Below are 16,665 nucleotides of genomic sequence, written 5' to 3' on the forward strand. Positions count from 1 at the left end.
TATGGCGAAGAAGAAATTGCAGCAAACAGCTAGTGATAAAAGTTTTTCTGAGGCGCTGATTTATTTAGATGAGCACCCAATGTTTTCGAGAATGTTCTATAGTACATATATTCATCGTGAACATGGCTATAATGTTTCCAATCAGAGCTATGCCTTTGTCACGCAGAACGGTCATATCTATTGCCATCCTACGAAAAACTTATCGAAGGAGGAATGGATTTATGTACTTGCTCATTGTATGTTGCACTTAGGTCTAGAGCATTTTAAAAAAATGGAGCATCCTGCTTTTTGGAATATCGCCTGTGATGTTAGTATTGCAAGATTTTTATACGATATGAAAATTGGTCGCGCACCGAATGGTATGACACCCCCAACAGACCATTTTTCGAAGGATGAACATGCTCTTTATAAGCATTTCGTAGCGCATGGGAATGTGGAGCCGCAATATATAGGATGGGGAACATCTGGACAAAATGAGCAAGATTTATTTCTAGAGGATGAAGGCTATTTCGGTTATAAAAATTGGGGATTCTTACTGGCAGAAGGAATAGCGGACGCTGTTAGTCGTGCTGTTGATGTGGCGAGTGGTGTGGCGACAAGCTTTAGTGGAAAAAATACTGAAAAATCTGCTGCTGAGCAAGCGAAATCTTGGTTTATTAGCAGTTTCCCCCTACTCGGTTCATTAGCCTCCACCTTCACCATTGTTTATGACCTACGTATTTGTCAAAGCCTCGATATATCAATTGCCGCAATTGATGTAAAAAATCAGGAGATTTTTATTAATCCTGCTGCAAATTTGTCCATGCAGGAGCTACGATTTGTGATGGCTCATGAACTACTTCATGCTGGATTATGTCACCATGAGCGTCGCCAAGGACGAGATTCATATTATTGGAATGTAGCCTGTGATTATGTAATCAATGGCTGGCTTGTTGACATGAATATCGGCGAAATGCCTGAGATTGGTGCACTATATGACCCTGAGTTAAAGGGGCTAAGCGCTGAAACAATTTATGATATGATTGTGGCGAATTTACGGGTTTATCGTAAGCTTTATACATTTCGAGGCCGCGAAGGCAAAGATTTAATTGATGATGGTACAGTAGATTTTTGGAAAATGCGAGACGGATTAACGTTGGAGGAATTTTATAAAAACTGTTTAGCGCAAGGATTAGAATATCATATTGGACAAGGTCGTGGCTTTCTTCCAGCAGGTTTAATTGAGGAAATACAAGCACTCAGCATGCCACCTATTCGTTGGGATGTAGAACTAGCAAAATGGTTTGATCAATATTTTCAGCCAATCGAAAAAAGACGTACTTTTTCTAGACTGTCACGTAGACAAGCAAGCACGCCTCATATTCCTCGACCAAGCTATTCAATTCCTGAAGATGAGCTAGAGGGGCGTACTTTTGCAGTCGTACTCGACACGTCGGGCTCAATGGACAAAAAGCTACTAGCAAAGGCGCTAGGTACAATCGCTAGTTATAGCACTGCACGTGAAGTAGTAGCGGTTCGCGTGATATTTTGTGATGCAGCAGCCTATGATGTAGGCTATATGCGTGTGGAGGATATAGCGAGTTCGGTAAAAATTAAAGGACGTGGTGGAACAATTCTTCAGCCTGCGATTGATTTAATTCAGAAAGCTGAAGACTTCCCTAAAGATGGGCCCATACTTATTATTACTGACGGAGGTACAGACCGACTAAGAATTAGCAATCCTCACGCTTTTGTGTTACCTAAAGGGAGACGTTTACCCTTCATTGCTAAAGGCGAAGTTTTTTATATTGACTAAGTCGAGAGCGTCAAAGATTTTTGAAGCAATGAAAATATAACTTTTACCTATTCATTTTAAATTCAGTGTTTATACAATATGAAATTGCTGAATCAAATTAAACGTGGCTGTCCAAAAAGCCGTGCATAGCCGGCATTTTGGACAAGAGCGATGATGTTTCACAAAACGTTGATTCATATAAAGTGAACCTTCAATCAGTGGGGGCTTTGCCCCCCACTGATTGGTAGTTTCACCATTCGGGTTTTTACAGGCTGTTTGATCCCCCACTTAAACATCTTGTTTTTATCTGCTGTTTTGAAGTGGGGGTATTACAGCCTGCTCCTGCGGTTACTCGTCGCAAACAAAATTTGTTAATACGCGATAAACAGAAAACACCTCTTTTAAAAATGGGAGAAACATTGGCTTTAGCAGTGTACTCCTTCAATAAAAGGGAAGCGATGAAAACCTTGATTCAATGCTGTGTCAAAATAAAATGGACTTTTCGGACAACTCCACCCCATTCAGCATATGCACTTTTCTACTTAGCAATACAGGCGATTCTACATATTTTTTACTAGTTGATGCATACATTAGTGTCAAAAGGGGGTTTATTGTATCGCTGTCGTTCCAACAACTACGGCACAAACAGCCTTACTTGCTCGTTTAATGCGGGCTGAGGCTGAGGGAGACGGGGAATTAGGGATGTTGATGGTTGGCAATGTCGGTGTTAATCGTGTGAGAGCTGATTGCCTAGATTTTCCTGATATCCGAACGATAGAGGATATGGTTTTTCAAAGTCCCGGAGGCTTTGAGGCCACGACGAAAGGTTACTTTTATCAACGAGCAAGACAACAGGATATTCGCCTCGCTGAACGTGTGATTCGAGGGGAAAGATTCCACCCTGCTACGCGTTCACTATGGTTTTTCATGCCAAGTGGCGATTGCCCTGCCCAATGGTATGGTCAGTGGAATTCAGGTCGCTTTAAATCACATTGCTTTTTCTCACCAACCGAAAGTGAATGTCAAACTATTTAAAATGAAAGGATGTTCTTTTGACTTATTACTGGACACCGCCAATGCAACAAATGCCATCATCACCTAGACGAGAGGAATCTTATATTGAAAACATTTTAAGATTGAATCGAGGGAAGCCAGGTGTGTTCTATTTTTCATTCGATAACGCTGTAAATGGACAAAATACAAAAGCAGTTCGTGGGGTTGTGGAGGCAGCCGGACGCGATCATGCCATTATACGGGATTTGAAAACGGACCACCGCTTCCTCTTTCCGATGATTTATTTTGATTATGCAGAATTCGATGAGGAACTAGCTTATTTTTCGCAAACACCGTAGGAAAAGCGTCTGAAATGCAACGATTAACACTGCATTTCAGACGTTTTATTCATGTTCCATGAAAACTTTCTTTGGACATGTAATAAACACTGCTTTTAGCAGCCTTAAGCTAAGAATTAATTATGCCTCTGCGAGCTGTAGTCCAGATTTTCCCGAGCTAATTGGTGGAAAGTTGACCTAAAACAGTCACATCCTGTAATACCCGCTGTTAAAGAGGAATTCAGTCTAAGAACATCGTATTGTCCTAAAGCCTGCGGCAGATGTCAAGGACTTTGAATTGCGCAAGCGCAATTCAAAATCCCGACGTAAATACGGCAAAGCGTAATTGATTGCTAGTGCTTCGTTATAAACGGAACTTTTGTATTTCTAGTTGCAGCTCCTGGGCATTTTCACTCAAGCTAATAGCAACATCGCTTACTTGCTCCATTGTCGCAGATTGTTGCTGCATTGCCGCCGCAACCATTTCAATGTCAGTAGCAGATTCTGTTGCACCATTTGCGATACTGTTAACGGATGCCGATACTTGCTCCGCGCTTGCTGAGAGTTGCTGAGATGTTGCTGAAATTTCCTCGATTTGTGTTGTCATTTCCATAATTGCTGAGCCGATTGCTTGGAATGCCTCCCCCGCTTCCCCGACAATACGCACACCATCCTTTACGGATAGTAAGGATTCGTTAACAGCCCCTTCTACACTTGCTGTATCCGTTTGAATTTCTGCTGTTAATACGACAATTTTATTCGCTGAATTTTTCGATTGCTCAGCAAGCTTACGTACTTCATCAGCAACAACAGCAAAGCCCTTTCCATGTTCACCCGCACGCGCAGCTTCAATTGCCGCATTGAGTGCCAATAAATTCGTTTGCTCTGTAATATCCGTAATCACCTTTGTCATATCGCTAATTTCTTCTGTTTGCTGTGCTAATTTTTGGACTAGCTCATTTACTTGAATTGTCGAATGATTAATCGTTTCAATTTGCTCCTTCGCATGCTGAACAATAGAGCCGCCGTTAGTAGCTGTTATGCGAGCATTTTCTGAGCTTGAATGCAAGTCTTGCGCAAATTCAGCAATTCGTTGTACACCAACCGCTGTTTCATCCATTGCACGCGCACTTTCATTTGCTGCATTTGCAGCGCCTTGCGCACTCTCTGATGTACTCGATACACGACGTGTTACATCAGCCGAAGTAGCTGTTATTTGCTCGGTGCTTGCTGATAACTCCTCTGCCGCTGCACTTAATTGGTCTGTATTTGATTGAACATTGCCAAGTAAGCTTTTCAAACTATTTTTCATCGTATTAAATGCGTTAGCTAGCTGACCGATTTCATCCTTTGTCTGCATCTGTAAATCAGGCTCTGTCAAATCACCCGATGCGACAACATTCGTTGATTTCGTAATACGAACTAAAGGTAATGTAATCGCTCGACGAATGTAAAGAATTGCAATAATGCTCACAATAATAATAATGACTAACACAATAATCGATATTATTTTTGACATATTCATTGCTACATCCGATGCATCAACAGCTTTTTTTAGCTCCTCTTCCTGATAAGTCAATATGCTATCAGAAAATGCAGTAATGTCTTTATTAGTTTGCTGCAAATCGTTAATAACTAAACCGATTGCAAGGTTTTTATCTCCCTTACGAATAGCCGCTAAATACTGCTCTGCAACGCCATTAAACGACTCTACGGATGCTGCTAAATCTGTATAGTAGCCGCGCATTTGCTCGCTAATAATCAGTCCCTCTAAACGCTCCATTTCTTCATTTAGCAATGTATTAAAACGCACAAAATTATCATCATTTGCTTGTGTATACTCAATTACAAGTGCTCGTGCAAACAAGCCCTGAGATGCACCAGCAAGCTTGATTTGGTCAATTGAACGCACCGTTGCAACCCGTACATCTAACGCTTCATCTACCTTCTTTTCAATATTTACTAAATTCAAATAACCAAGACCAGTAGAAGCTATTAACAATACGATAATAAGCAGAAATACTAAATTTAACTTTTTTCCTATGCTCATAATTAATTCCTCCATTAAATTTTAACTGCACGTTTTAGAAAATCTTTTTCATTGCAAAAAAATCTTAAAATCGATTTATTTTCCTTTAAATTACATTACTTACTTAAAAAAATAAAGTAGTATTTATTTTCACTACTTTTAAAGAAAAAATATATTTGCAATTCCTCTTTTTTGAATATAACATCTTTTTCCGAAAATTTTAATAGATTGTAAATCGAAAAAGCCGTTCAAAAATGAAATCTTTTTGAACAGCTTTTTACATTACGCTTTTTTTAATGTTGCGACAATAATTAGCACCCATGACGTTAAAAATAAGACGCCACCAATTGGTGTAACCGCACCTAAAACACCGATGCCTGTTAATGCTAAAATGAATAAACTGCCTGAGAAGAAGACAATGCCTAAATTCAAGCAAATCATTGCAATTTTTAATTGCTTTATTTCACCGAATATTTTAGCGCTCATTAAAATGCCAATGAGAATCAATGCTCCAGCGTGGAACATTTGGTATTGCACTGCTGTATCCCAAATGCCAGTGCTATAATCGTCTAGTATATCTTCTAAGGCATGCGCTCCAAACGCACCGAGTGCAACAGCTAAAAAGCCATGAATTGCACCTGAAATAATAGAACCTTTCATTCAAATAACATCCTCTCGTAAATTACTAAAAATCAAAAATAGAATGACCATTTGCATCGTTTTCACGCAATGGAGTTGACTGCGTAGGCAATTGCGGTGTCCCCATTGCTATTTGTGCTGGCATTTGTGGCTTGCCATCTGAAGTCAATACGACTTCACATAGCGCGCGTACCGCTGTTAATTGCTCGCGCATTTCCTGTTCAGTTGCTGCATTTTTTGCTTGCATGACATGTTGCTCTAATTGCTTCAATAACACATCATATGATATCATCGCTTGTCCTCCTGCCTCGGTGTATATTTTAAACAGTCCATTCCAGAAGATCGCCTCACAACAGCTGAAGGAATTTGTTTTGTTTTAAAGCCATATGCCGTACAAGCTCTGGGATTTGCAGGCTCCCATGTGACACGAAAATAGCGACATTTAAAACAGTTCACTGTCATGATTTCCCTCCTTTATGCTTATAAGCTCCAATCAATTGGCTCTTTACCCCATGCAATTAGCTGTGCATTCACTTTAGAATAGGGCTTGCTGCCAAAAAAACCTCGATATGCACTCAATGGGCTTGGATGCGGGGCCTGTAATATAATATGCGGTGTTTTACTACGCTTAATAATAGATGTTTTTGCTTGTGCAGGTCTTCCCCATAAAATAAAAATAATTGGCTCTCCACGCTCTGCTAGCTTTTGAATAACTGCATCTGTAAACTGCTCCCAGCCTTTATCTTTATGCGAATGGGCTTGTCCAGCACGCACAGTTAACACTGTGTTTAGCAATAGTACACCTTGCTGTGCCCACTTCATTAAGTACCCATGATTCGGCATTTGATAACCTAAATCGTCCTGTAGCTCTTGTAACATATTGCGAAGGCTTGGTGGCTGTGGAATACCCGGCTGAACCGAGAAGCTCATGCCATGCGCTTGATTAGGTCCATGATATGGATCTTGCCCTAAAATGACTACCTTCACATCTTGATAGCTCGTTGCATGGAAGGCATTCATCACATCCTCTTGCTTCGGATACACTATCCCTGTACTATATTCTTTTGCAATAAATGAACGCAGCTCATTAAAATATGGCTTATCTAATTCATCACCGATTACTTGCTGCCAATCGTTGTTAAATGCTTGCTTTGCCATCAAACTCACCTCTATTTAATAGTATACTACAATATTCTTTAGCAACTGACACCAAAGAAAAAACTATTTCTGACTATTTTTATAAAGTCAGAATAAATGTATAGTTGTATGTAAATAATTTTAGAAGGAGTACTTAATTATGACATTAAAAAAGACATTAACAATTGCTGGCTCTGATACTTCTGCCGGTGCTGGTATGCAGGCGGATTTAAAAGCATTTCAGGAGCACGGCACATATGGGATGGTCGCTTTAACGGTTATCGTAACGATGGATCCAAATGGTTGGCATCATCAAGTGACGCCATTGCCAACAAAGCTATTACAACAACAAATCGATACAGCGTTATCAACAAAAGTAGATGCCATTAAAACAGGAATGCTTTCAACTGAGGAAATTATTAAAATAGCAAGCACAGCCATTCAAAAGTCTGGCACAGGCATCGTTGTCATCGACCCTGTTATGGTATGTAAAGGCGAAGATGAGGTATTAAACCCTGGCAACACAACAGCCATGATTGACTACTTACTTCCATACGCAACCGTTATAACGCCAAATCTTTTTGAAGCGGGGCAGCTTGCTGGTACGGGCACACCAAAAACAATCGAGGAAATGAAAACAGCCGCAGCAAAAATTCATGCACTTGGCGCTAAAAATGTTGTTATTAAAGGGGGTAAAGCATTAGCTTCAGATAAAGCTGTTGATTTATTCTATGACGGCACTTCATACAAGCTGCTAGCCTCTGAAAAAGTAGCATCTACTTATAATCACGGGGCAGGCTGTACATTCGCTGCAAGCGTCTGTGCAAACTTAGCGAATGGACTTTCTGTAGAGGAGGCTGTTATCGAAGCAAAAGAATTTGTTTCAGCTGCTATCGCACATGGCTGGGCATTAAATGAATATGTTGGTCCTGTAATGCACGGCGCAAAATCACGCTTCGGTGCACCGGAAGTTACTGTTACGACGATTTAAAGTAAGAGGAGCTAGTTGTTTGCGACAACTAGTTCCTTTTTTGCCAAGAAGATTGAATTGGATGAATCACTTCTTTAGACTATTTTTGCGTTGATTATTGTCTTTCCTAATGGTTATAACTTGCCTCCCAATTCATTTTTATTTTAAATAATCGCTATTTGTGAGACATCTTCTTTTCATTCTGAAAAAAATTCTACTATACTATCATTTAGATAGTTTAGAAAGGAGTTCCGATAAATGAAAGAGGTACATATCGAAACACTTCAGGAATTGCTTAACTCTTTTGCTAATAAAGATGTTTATATTCATTTAGAAACGACAAATGGGGCTTATGCAAGCCATTTTGACGCTAATGTTTTTAATGCTGGTGCTTTTATTCGCAATGCGAAAATTCGTTACGAGCTTGGCAAAATTGTCAGCGACACACCGCATCGTGTCGGCTTAAAAATGGAGCATGGCTGGGTATATGCACAAGGAATTACGCACTATGAGCTAGACGAGCATGGACGCTTATTAATGGCTGGTTTAGATTATACAGGTAAATTAGCCATTGCCTTGCAAATTAGTGAAACACCATTTTCTTATTAAGGAGTGAAAGAAATGACATTACCTTCAGAGCGCCATGTATTAATTATTTTCCCTCATCCTGACGATGAGGCCTTTTCTGTCGCAGGTGTCGCGAGACTCTATCATCAAATGGGTGTACCTGTTACGTATGCCTGCCTAACGCTTGGCGAAATGGGACGTAATTTAGGCAATCCACCATTTGCAACGCGAGAATCTTTACCTAATATTCGCCGTCAAGAGCTAATTGCTGCATGTGAGGCAATGGCTATTCCCGATTTACGCATGATGGGCTTACGCGATAAAACACTTGAATTTGAAGATGATGAAAAGATGGTACAGCTTGTCACATCACTAATTGAAGAATTAAACCCATCTGTTATTTATTCATTCTATCCTCGCTACGCTGTACATCCTGATCACGAAGCCACAGCACGAGCTGTAAAAGAGGCTGTACGTCGCATCGATAAGGCGACACGTCCCCGTCTACTTGGCTGCGCCTTTGCGAACAATACTTTAGAAGAGCTTGGTGAGCCACATATTACAGTGAATATCGAGAATGTTAAAGACTATAAAGTGAAGGCATTGCAAGCACATGCATCACAAACTGCTTGGATGATGGCAGAAACAGCGAAACGTATAGATGAAGGGCAGCCAATGAGTGAAAGCTGGTTAAATATAGAGAAATTTTATGTCGTTCAACAATCAGATGAGCTTAATACACCAATTCAACGAGTAGCTTATTAAGAGGTATATTAGAAAAATCATTTTGAATTTATAGCTGTTAGGAAAATTGTTCCTAGCAGCTATTTTAATTTTAAGACCTCTTAAATGTATTTTTATAAATTATTTTAGTATAAAGTTAAAATAGGAGTAGATTTTTTCGTTTAATGTACTTATAATTATACAGGTATTAAAAAAGGAGTTTAATTAAGTTTATGAAAAAGCATTCGTTTTATATTTGGTTTCTGTTCATTGCATTATCTAGCTTAGGTGTTTTTTTATTTATCGTTCCTGTAGGTACAGAGAGCGGTATTAAAGTGCCTATAGCTGTACTTGCTAACTATCTTGCTAGCATTGTAGAGCCGTTTATTCATTGGTTCGCACTCGCAGTCTTTATTATTGCAGCAGCAGGGGCACTCATTATTAAAGCCTTTCCTAAAAAGAATGGCCCACATACACTACTTGATTCACTATTCCGTGTTAATTGGTTTTGGACAATTGTACGTGTACTAGCCGTTGTGTTTGCCGCAATGTATTTATTCGATTTTGGACCTGAACAAGTTAATAGCGACGATACAGCAGGTATTTTACTTGACCCTGCTGGTGGTCTTGTGACATACATGTTTGTCCTATTTTTCTTTGCAGGTTTATTACTACCGCTATTAACAGATTTCGGCTTACTTGATTTCTTTGGCTCGATGATGGTCAAAGTGATGCGCCCATTATTTAAAATTCCAGGACGTGCTGCTATTGACTGCCTTGCTTCCTTCGTTGGTGATGGCACAATTGGCGTTTTACTAACGAATCGTCAATATGAGGAAAACAATTATACTGCACGTGAAGCAGCAACCATTGCTACAACATTTTCAGTTGTATCTATTACCTTCTGTTTAGTAGTTGTGGAAACAATTCGCATTGAACAATACTTCCTGCAATTTTACGGCACAGTCATTTTCGCTACAATTGTTTTAGCGGTTATTATGCCACGCATTTATCCATTAAGTAAAAAGCCTGACAAGTTTTATAATGGTAAAACACCTGTAGGAGAACGTGAAAAAGTGGAGGAAGGCTTTAACGTCTTTTCATACGGTTTGAAAAATGCATTAGAAAAAGCTGAGGAAAATAAAAATCTTGGTAAAATTTTCGCATCTGGCTCTAAAAACGTCTTAGAGATGTGGTTGGCTATTACACCAATTATTATGGCATTCGCTACAATCGCTTTAGTATTAGCTGAGTTTACAAGCTTTTTCCGTATTTTAGGTATGCCATTCGAACCGATTTTGGCACTTTTACAAATTCCTGAAGCTGGCGAAGCAGCACAAACAATGATTGTTGGCTTTGCTGATATGCTATTACCAGCTGTGCTAGGCTCAGGCATCGAATCTGATATGACTCGTTTCTTCATTGCAACCGTTTCTGTCACTCAATTAATTTACTTATCTGAGGTAGGTGGGTTAATTTTAGGAACGAGATTACCATTAAAGCTTTGGGATTTATTTATTATTTTCTTAATTCGTACAATCATTTCAATTCCAATTGTTGCGGTAATTGCACACTGGATTTTCTAAATTAAAAAAGGGGTATCCAGCTTCATTTCGTACTCCCCTCATCTCAAAGAACCGTCTCAAAATAACTTTTCAGACGGCCTTTTTCTATTTTTTTGAAACGTATGCGCTTTCATTGTGAACATTTTGTAAACACTTGAATTTACTAAATATTTTCAACATTTCGTCATTATTTTATGTTAGAATTAATGAATATTTTATCTGGATTTAGATAAAGCCTCAGATAAACAATAAGCTGAGGTGTAAACAATTATGGAGGTTACTATATATGGAAGAAGTTGCACAATCAAAAGCGGTCGCTGTTGAAAATATTTTAATTGCCCATCATTTTTTAAAGGATGTCGTTGCACATACCCCGCTTCAAAAAAATGACTATTTATCGGAGAAATATGGGGCAAATATTTATTTAAAGCGTGAAGATTTACAGCATGTTCGTTCGTTCAAATTACGAGGAGCATACTATAAAATAAAGCAAATTGAAGCTCAGGCGCGTGAGGTTGGGGTTGTTTGCGCAAGTGCAGGCAATCATGCACAAGGTGTTGCCTATGCGTGCGCTCATTTACAAATACAAGCAACTATTTTCATGCCAAAAACAACACCAAAGCAAAAAATTGACCAAGTTCGTATGTTTGGTCGTAACTATGCAGAAATTGTGCTTGCTGGTGATACATTTGACGACTCCGCAAAAAGTGCTTTAGCCTATTGCGAGGAGCACGAGAAAATCTTCATCCATCCTTTTGATGATTTCGATGTAATAGCTGGACAAGGTACAGTCGCTGTCGAGATTATGAATGATATTGAAGAGCCAATCGATTATATTTTTGGTAGCATTGGCGGCGGCGGTCTGATGGCTGGTGTTTCAACATATGTGAAAAACCTTTCTCCTTCTAGCAAAATTATCGGCGCTGAGCCAGCTGGTGCTAGCAGTATGAAGGCGGCGTTTGCTAATGATGCCCCTACTGCGCTCGAGACAATCGACAAATTCGTCGATGGTGCTGCCGTCCAATGCGTTGGCACAGAAACATATAATACATGCCGCAAATATTTAGACGATATCGTTCTTGTGCCAGAAGGTAAAGTATGTACAACCATTTTAGATTTATATAATAAACACGCTATTGTTGCTGAGCCGGCTGGCGCCCTTTCTGTTGCAGCACTAGATTTTTACGCGGAGGACATCAAAGGAAAATCGGTTGTCATCATTATTAGCGGCGGCAATAATGATATCGGGCGCATGCAGGAAATTAAAGAGCGTTCACTTATTTACGAGGGCTTACTCTACTACTTTATCGTCAGCTTCCCTCAGCGCTCAGGTGCACTGCGCCAATTCTTAACATCCGTACTCGGTCCAAATGACGATATTACAACATTTGAGTATACAAAGAAAAACAACAAAGAAAGCGGCCCCGCGCTCGTAGGCATCGAGGTCACACAGCGTGACGACTATCAAGGCTTGCTAGAACGAATGCGCGAAAACGGCTTCGAATATAAAGAAGTAAATAAAGATAGCACATTGTTTGCGTTGTTAGTGTAGGAACAAGAAAATCCCCTTGCTGTACGGGGGATTTTTTGATTTATTCCATGTTTTTCGAGATTTATTCCATGTTTTTCGAGATTTATTCCATGTTTTCTGGAGTTTATTCCATGTTTTTTAGACTTTATTCCATGTTACACTTTCAGGTATGATATATTCCCTCTTTTTTCTTTCTCCAATTCCCTCTAAATTAAGCTGAGCTAATAAATTGCTAGCCACCTTCACATCAGCAATACCAAAAAACTCCCGAAATGTGCGATTTGTCAGCCTTTCGCCAAATAATATTTTATAATCATGCAACCCTGTTAAAATCGCATCATCAAAACGTTTAGTACAGTAAGGGCATTGAAAGCTTTTGCCGCGCCAATGCTGTAAACGGACAGCAGGCTGGCAATGCGGACATATTGCACCTAGTACTGTTTCAGGTGGAATAGCTGGCCTGCTAAATAGTTTTCTTTCATAGTTTGCAAGCAATAATTCTTTTAAACTCGTTAGTTGTTCACTCGTTATGGTTGGGGAGTACTTTTTGAAAAGTTGCTGAAGTTTTGTGCGTAAGCCTGTCACGTGGAAAATTAAATATTGCGGTGGTGTCATACCGATATGAGATGAGGCGCTTGTCATGATAATTGCGGGTATTACAGGTAGTCCAATCCCCCATTTACGAAGAAGTATTTCGATGAAAAGTCGATGGCGTTCAATTTGGTCGATTGGATTGCGATAAACGTCCTGGGTGCCATCACTTTTAGTGCGGATAAATTGATGTGTTCGTGATTCAAAATCCAACCGCCCCATGATATGCTTTACTTCAAGAAGCAGCACAAAGGATTGGCAAATAAAAATGGTGTCAATCTGATGTGTGAAATTTGCTAGGTTCGTTATTTGATAATCATGAAAAAGATAATGCTTCTGCTCTAAAAAAATATCCGCCCATTCACGGTCTACTCTACTTTCCCCCAAGTAGCCGACCTTCGTTCTTTGGTACAATTCATACAAGCTTGTATCCTGACTATTTCTTTGAAGCAAGGTTTCTAAATAAAGCAGATAATCTGGCATATTCCTTGCCATTACAATCACTAGCATCCCTCCTTTTTAGACAATATTATATAATATTCCCCAGGAAATTTCTTTTTATTTTAAAAATATTGGAGGTTAAAAAGCGCAGGGAAATAATGATTCCCTGCGCTTTTCCATCATTAGCCTAACAGCGCACGGTCGGAATTCATTTTTTCACCGCGGATGCGCTCGAATTCTGCCATTAGGTCTGGAATTGTTAAGCCTTGTTTTGATTGCTCATCTACTTGTAAAATGATTTGCCCTTTGTCCATCATAATTAAGCGATTTCCTAAATCTAAAGCTTGTTGCATATTATGTGTGACCATTAATGTTGTTAAATTATCCGCCTCTACTAGCTCCTTTGTTAAACGGGTAATAAGCTCCGCGCGTGAAGGGTCTAACGCTGCGGTATGCTCGTCTAACAAAAGGATTGCCGGCTTTGTGAATGTAGCCATTAATAACGATAAGGCTTGACGCTCTCCGCCCGACAATAAGCCGACTTTTGCGTTAAGGCGATTTTCTAAATTTAAGTGTAGCCTCTCAAGCGATGTGCGGAAAAAGTCTCGACGCTCGCGGTCAACACCACGACGTAAAGTACGTTTCGCATGACGTGAATAGGCAATGGCTAAGTTCTCTTCAATCGTCATAGAGGGTGCAGTTCCTGCCATCGGGTCTTGGAACACACGTCCAAGATATTGTGAACGCTTATATTCTGGTAAACGTGTAACATCTGTATCCTCAATTGAGACAGTGCCATAATCAGGTGTTAACGCACCAGAAATCATATTCATCATTGTGGATTTTCCAGCACCATTACTGCCAATTATTGTGACAAAATCACCAGGAGCTAGGGATAAATTAATATCATTTAATGCTACCTTTTCATCTGGTGTGCCTTCATTAAAAATTTTATTAATCTGTTCTAATTTAAGCAAGTGGTTTACCTCCCTGCTTGGTTAATTGTCGCTCTGCTAAACGCTTTGTCTTATTTTTTTGCTGTTTACGCTTATTTACTATTTGCGGAATAACAAGCGCTAAAATAACAATTACTGCTGTAATAAGCTTCATATCGCCTGTATCGAGCCAATCGATACGCAATGCAATCGCATAAATAATACGATAAATAATTGCCCCAACAACAACTGCTAAAGTCGTGCGGAAAATTGTTTTTGTGCCGAAAATTGCTTCGCCAATAATAACCGATGCAAGGCCAATAACAATCATCCCTATGCCAAGCCCAATATCAGCATATTTTGCATATTGCGCAATTAAAGCACCAGAAAATGCGACAAGTGCATTCGAAATGCCTAGCCCTAAAATAATTAATTTATCTGTATTAGCCGAAAAACTACGAATCATTCGCTTGTTGTCACCTGTCGCACGAATCGCAAGTCCTACCTCTGTTTTTAAGAACCAATCCACAATAAATTTAATAATAACCGTAATAATAATCACGACAAGCAACGTACCCCATGTTGAAGGTACTGGAGTAATGCCCATGCTCTTCAAAATATTATTGAGTGCATCATCAATACCCAAATTACGCCAAAAATCATAAAACTGTGTAAAAATTGTACCCTCATTTAATAAAGGGATATTCGAACGTCCGATTGAGTTTTCAGCAGTTAACCCCATTATTCGCAAATTAATTGACCATAATGCGATCATCATTAAAATCCCAGAAAGCAGTGGATTTATTTTTCCTTTTGTGTGTAGTAAGCCCGTCATACATCCTGCAATAAATCCAGCCACAATTGCCACTAATGTAGCGATAATTGGATGATAGCCGAGCACAATCATCATCGCTGCTGTCGCTGCTCCTGTCACAAAGCTTCCATCAACCGTTAAATCTGGAAAGTCTAACACTCGGAATGTTAAATACACTCCGAGTGCCATAATTGCATAGATGATTCCTTGCTCCACTGAGCCAAATAATGCTGTAAACATATTGAATCATCTCCCAAAAAAATTATTTTACTTCAGCATTCCACGCATCTTCCACTTCAATGCCTAATGAATCTGCTGTATCTTTATTGATTACTAGTTTTAAATTCGCAGGATATGCTGCAGGTACTTCGCTTGGCGATTTACCCTCTTGTAAAATTTTAATTGCCATCTGTCCTGCTTCATAGCCGATATCGTAATATTCAAAGCCATATGCACCTAAGCCACCGCGTGCAACTGAATCTAGCTCCCCTACCATCGTTGGTAGATTGTTTGCTTTTGCTACATCGATTACCGATTCTAATGCGGAAACGACTGTATTATCTGTTACGATATAGAGTGCGTCTACTTTTCCTACTAATGACTCTGTTGCTTGCTTTACCTCAGCAGATGTTGCTACTGATGCTTCAACTAATTCTAAACCCGCATCTGTTAATGCTTGCTTCACTTGCGCAATTTGTGCAACCGAGTTTTGCTCACCTGAATTATAAACTGTGCCGACTTTTGTTGCACCCAGCTCGTTTTTCATAAAGGCTATCGTGTTGGCGATAGTATCTGGATGTAAGTCAATCGTTCCTGTTACATTGCCACCCGGTGCTTCCATTGAATCTATTAATTGTGCATCCATTGCATCAGTTACAGATGTGAAAACAATCGGAATATCAGATGTTGCACTTTTTGCCGCTTGAGCAGATGGTGTAGAGTTTGCAAAAATTAAATCTACTTGATCTCCTACTAGCTTTTGTGCAATCGACATATTCGCATTATTATCACCATTTGCCGTGTTGTAAATAAATTCTGCTTCAATACCCGCATCCGCAAATGCCGCCTGGAAGCCTTTATATGCTGCATCTAATGAAGGGTGCTCGACAATTTGTGTCACCCCAATTTTATAAGTTTTTGCCTCGTCTGAAGCATTATTATTGTTTGTCTCTGTATTAGTAGATGACTGATTATCTGAGCCAGTACCACATGCTGCTAGAAGCAAAAGTACTGCTACAAGTAAAAATGCTAGTTTGTTTCTCATAGTAAATGAATCCCCCCATAATTCTTGCCTCACTTCATTTGAATAAAGTGATAATTATCGTAATATTACACGTGACCTTTTACGTAGTCAATAATATTAAAAATGTTCCGATGACGAAATACATAAATATTCTTACAATTTGGCGCTTTAAACCGCTAAACTAAAGCGTTTTATAAATTGTGAACTTTTTGTGTCTTTTTTGATTAATTGTGCACCAGCTAACTCTCACCCTATTTTTATAGCTTACAACGAGTTAGTAGTCTTTTAAAAATTCGTGATGTTATTAAGTCTTTATGCCACTCAACTCCCGCTTTTCGTAAGGTAAAGTTTCACTCCTTCTAGAAAACATTCACT

17 protein-coding genes are annotated in these 16,665 nt (G+C 39.4%); 8 read left to right on the forward strand and 9 right to left on the reverse strand.

Annotation, left to right across the window (positions count from 1 at the left end; genetic code table 11):
- The first annotated feature begins 1 nt into the window (after position 1).
- The 3 genes from MHB51_RS09485 to gerQ all read left to right on the forward strand — a co-directional run bounded on the left by MHB51_RS09485 (position 2) and on the right by gerQ (position 3,126).
- Positions 2 to 1,795 (forward strand): VWA-like domain-containing protein, encoded by a 1,794-nt coding sequence (locus tag MHB51_RS09485; RefSeq protein WP_342558014.1) that lies wholly within the window; start codon positions 2 to 4, stop codon positions 1,793 to 1,795.
- A 645-nt stretch (positions 1,796 to 2,440) separates the two neighbouring features.
- Positions 2,441 to 2,809, forward strand: coding sequence for a cell wall hydrolase (locus MHB51_RS09490; RefSeq protein ID WP_153061585.1), 369 nt, complete (start codon positions 2,441 to 2,443; stop codon positions 2,807 to 2,809).
- 41 nt (positions 2,810 to 2,850) lie between these two features.
- The gene (gene gerQ, locus MHB51_RS09495) at positions 2,851 to 3,126 is read left to right on the forward strand and encodes a spore coat protein GerQ (protein WP_066168444.1); all 276 of its coding nucleotides are present in this window, start codon (positions 2,851 to 2,853) and stop codon (positions 3,124 to 3,126) included.
- A 343-nt stretch (positions 3,127 to 3,469) separates the two neighbouring features.
- Here gerQ and MHB51_RS09500 read toward each other — a convergent pair whose 3' ends face one another.
- The 5 genes from MHB51_RS09500 to MHB51_RS09520 form a co-directional block, all read right to left on the reverse strand.
- On the reverse strand, positions 3,470 to 5,155 hold the full coding sequence (locus MHB51_RS09500) for a HAMP domain-containing methyl-accepting chemotaxis protein (protein WP_066168122.1): 1,686 nt from the start codon (positions 5,153 to 5,155) through the stop codon (positions 3,470 to 3,472).
- A gap of 261 nt (positions 5,156 to 5,416) precedes the next feature.
- The gene (locus MHB51_RS09505; RefSeq protein WP_066168119.1) at positions 5,417 to 5,794 is read right to left on the reverse strand and encodes a DUF423 domain-containing protein; all 378 of its coding nucleotides are present in this window, start codon (positions 5,792 to 5,794) and stop codon (positions 5,417 to 5,419) included.
- 25 nt (positions 5,795 to 5,819) lie between these two features.
- Entirely contained in the window at positions 5,820 to 6,065 is a 246-nt protein-coding gene (locus MHB51_RS09510) for a YwdI family protein (RefSeq protein WP_066168114.1), read from the reverse strand.
- Positions 6,062 to 6,235 (reverse strand): uracil-DNA glycosylase, encoded by a 174-nt coding sequence (locus tag MHB51_RS09515; RefSeq protein ID WP_342558015.1) that lies wholly within the window; start codon positions 6,233 to 6,235, stop codon positions 6,062 to 6,064. Before MHB51_RS09515 ends, MHB51_RS09510 begins: the two co-directional genes overlap by 4 nt.
- Positions 6,236 to 6,253: 18 nt before the next feature.
- Positions 6,254 to 6,931 (reverse strand): uracil-DNA glycosylase, encoded by a 678-nt coding sequence (locus MHB51_RS09520; RefSeq protein ID WP_107942004.1) that lies wholly within the window; start codon positions 6,929 to 6,931, stop codon positions 6,254 to 6,256.
- A gap of 139 nt (positions 6,932 to 7,070) precedes the next feature.
- On the opposite strand from MHB51_RS09520, the gene thiD reads away from it, so the two are divergent.
- The 5 genes from thiD to ilvA all read left to right on the forward strand — a co-directional run bounded on the left by thiD (position 7,071) and on the right by ilvA (position 12,287).
- A complete protein-coding gene (thiD, locus tag MHB51_RS09525; protein ID WP_342558016.1) occupies positions 7,071 to 7,901 on the forward strand; it encodes a bifunctional hydroxymethylpyrimidine kinase/phosphomethylpyrimidine kinase in 831 nt (276 codons plus the stop codon).
- Between the two features lie 237 nt (positions 7,902 to 8,138).
- A complete protein-coding gene (locus tag MHB51_RS09530; protein ID WP_066168103.1) occupies positions 8,139 to 8,489 on the forward strand; it encodes a YojF family protein in 351 nt (116 codons plus the stop codon).
- A gap of 12 nt (positions 8,490 to 8,501) precedes the next feature.
- Entirely contained in the window at positions 8,502 to 9,212 is a 711-nt protein-coding gene (gene bshB2 / locus MHB51_RS09535) for a bacillithiol biosynthesis deacetylase BshB2 (protein WP_342558017.1), read from the forward strand.
- Between the two features lie 191 nt (positions 9,213 to 9,403).
- Complete coding sequence (locus tag MHB51_RS09540; RefSeq protein WP_107942002.1) at positions 9,404 to 10,756, forward strand: YjiH family protein; 1,353 nt, start codon at positions 9,404 to 9,406, stop codon at positions 10,754 to 10,756.
- Positions 10,757 to 11,021: 265 nt separating this feature from the next.
- A complete protein-coding gene (ilvA, locus tag MHB51_RS09545; RefSeq protein WP_066168092.1) occupies positions 11,022 to 12,287 on the forward strand; it encodes a threonine ammonia-lyase IlvA in 1,266 nt (421 codons plus the stop codon).
- Between the two features lie 117 nt (positions 12,288 to 12,404).
- Here ilvA and MHB51_RS09550 read toward each other — a convergent pair whose 3' ends face one another.
- The 4 genes from MHB51_RS09550 to MHB51_RS09565 form a co-directional block, all read right to left on the reverse strand.
- Positions 12,405 to 13,352, reverse strand: a complete 948-nt coding sequence (locus tag MHB51_RS09550; RefSeq protein WP_342559479.1) for a nuclease-related domain-containing protein — start codon at positions 13,350 to 13,352, stop codon at positions 12,405 to 12,407.
- Between the two features lie 128 nt (positions 13,353 to 13,480).
- Entirely contained in the window at positions 13,481 to 14,275 is a 795-nt protein-coding gene (locus MHB51_RS09555; protein ID WP_342558018.1) for an ABC transporter ATP-binding protein, read from the reverse strand.
- Positions 14,268 to 15,287 (reverse strand): ABC transporter permease, encoded by a 1,020-nt coding sequence (locus tag MHB51_RS09560; protein ID WP_066168081.1) that lies wholly within the window; start codon positions 15,285 to 15,287, stop codon positions 14,268 to 14,270. Before MHB51_RS09560 ends, MHB51_RS09555 begins: the two co-directional genes overlap by 8 nt.
- 22 nt (positions 15,288 to 15,309) lie before the next feature.
- Positions 15,310 to 16,311, reverse strand: coding sequence for an ABC transporter substrate-binding protein (locus MHB51_RS09565; RefSeq protein ID WP_342558019.1), 1,002 nt, complete (start codon positions 16,309 to 16,311; stop codon positions 15,310 to 15,312).
- Positions 16,312 to 16,665: the final 354 nt, after the last annotated feature.

It is taken from the genome of Metasolibacillus sp. FSL K6-0083, from assembly GCF_038630865.1.
GTDB classification, from domain to species: domain Bacteria; phylum Bacillota; class Bacilli; order Bacillales_A; family Planococcaceae; genus Metasolibacillus; species Metasolibacillus fluoroglycofenilyticus.

Coding starts and splice junctions, on each gene's coding strand:
- MHB51_RS09485 (WP_342558014.1), top strand. CDS start 2: ATGGCGAAGAAGAAATTGCAGCAAACAGCTAGTGATAAAAGTTTTTCT.
- MHB51_RS09490 (WP_153061585.1), top strand. CDS start 2,441: ATGCGGGCTGAGGCTGAGGGAGACGGGGAATTAGGGATGTTGATGGTT.
- gerQ (WP_066168444.1), top strand. CDS start 2,851: ATGCAACAAATGCCATCATCACCTAGACGAGAGGAATCTTATATTGAA.
- MHB51_RS09500 (WP_066168122.1), bottom strand. CDS start 5,155: ATGAGCATAGGAAAAAAGTTAAATTTAGTATTTCTGCTTATTATCGTA.
- MHB51_RS09505 (WP_066168119.1), bottom strand. CDS start 5,794: ATGAAAGGTTCTATTATTTCAGGTGCAATTCATGGCTTTTTAGCTGTT.
- MHB51_RS09510 (WP_066168114.1), bottom strand. CDS start 6,065: ATGATATCATATGATGTGTTATTGAAGCAATTAGAGCAACATGTCATG.
- MHB51_RS09515 (WP_342558015.1), bottom strand. CDS start 6,235: ATGACAGTGAACTGTTTTAAATGTCGCTATTTTCGTGTCACATGGGAG.
- MHB51_RS09520 (WP_107942004.1), bottom strand. CDS start 6,931: ATGGCAAAGCAAGCATTTAACAACGATTGGCAGCAAGTAATCGGTGAT.
- thiD (WP_342558016.1), top strand. CDS start 7,071: ATGACATTAAAAAAGACATTAACAATTGCTGGCTCTGATACTTCTGCC.
- MHB51_RS09530 (WP_066168103.1), top strand. CDS start 8,139: ATGAAAGAGGTACATATCGAAACACTTCAGGAATTGCTTAACTCTTTT.
- bshB2 (WP_342558017.1), top strand. CDS start 8,502: ATGACATTACCTTCAGAGCGCCATGTATTAATTATTTTCCCTCATCCT.
- MHB51_RS09540 (WP_107942002.1), top strand. CDS start 9,404: ATGAAAAAGCATTCGTTTTATATTTGGTTTCTGTTCATTGCATTATCT.
- ilvA (WP_066168092.1), top strand. CDS start 11,022: ATGGAAGAAGTTGCACAATCAAAAGCGGTCGCTGTTGAAAATATTTTA.
- MHB51_RS09550 (WP_342559479.1), bottom strand. CDS start 13,352: ATGGCAAGGAATATGCCAGATTATCTGCTTTATTTAGAAACCTTGCTT.
- MHB51_RS09560 (WP_066168081.1), bottom strand. CDS start 15,287: ATGTTTACAGCATTATTTGGCTCAGTGGAGCAAGGAATCATCTATGCA.
- MHB51_RS09565 (WP_342558019.1), bottom strand. CDS start 16,311: ATGAGAAACAAACTAGCATTTTTACTTGTAGCAGTACTTTTGCTTCTA.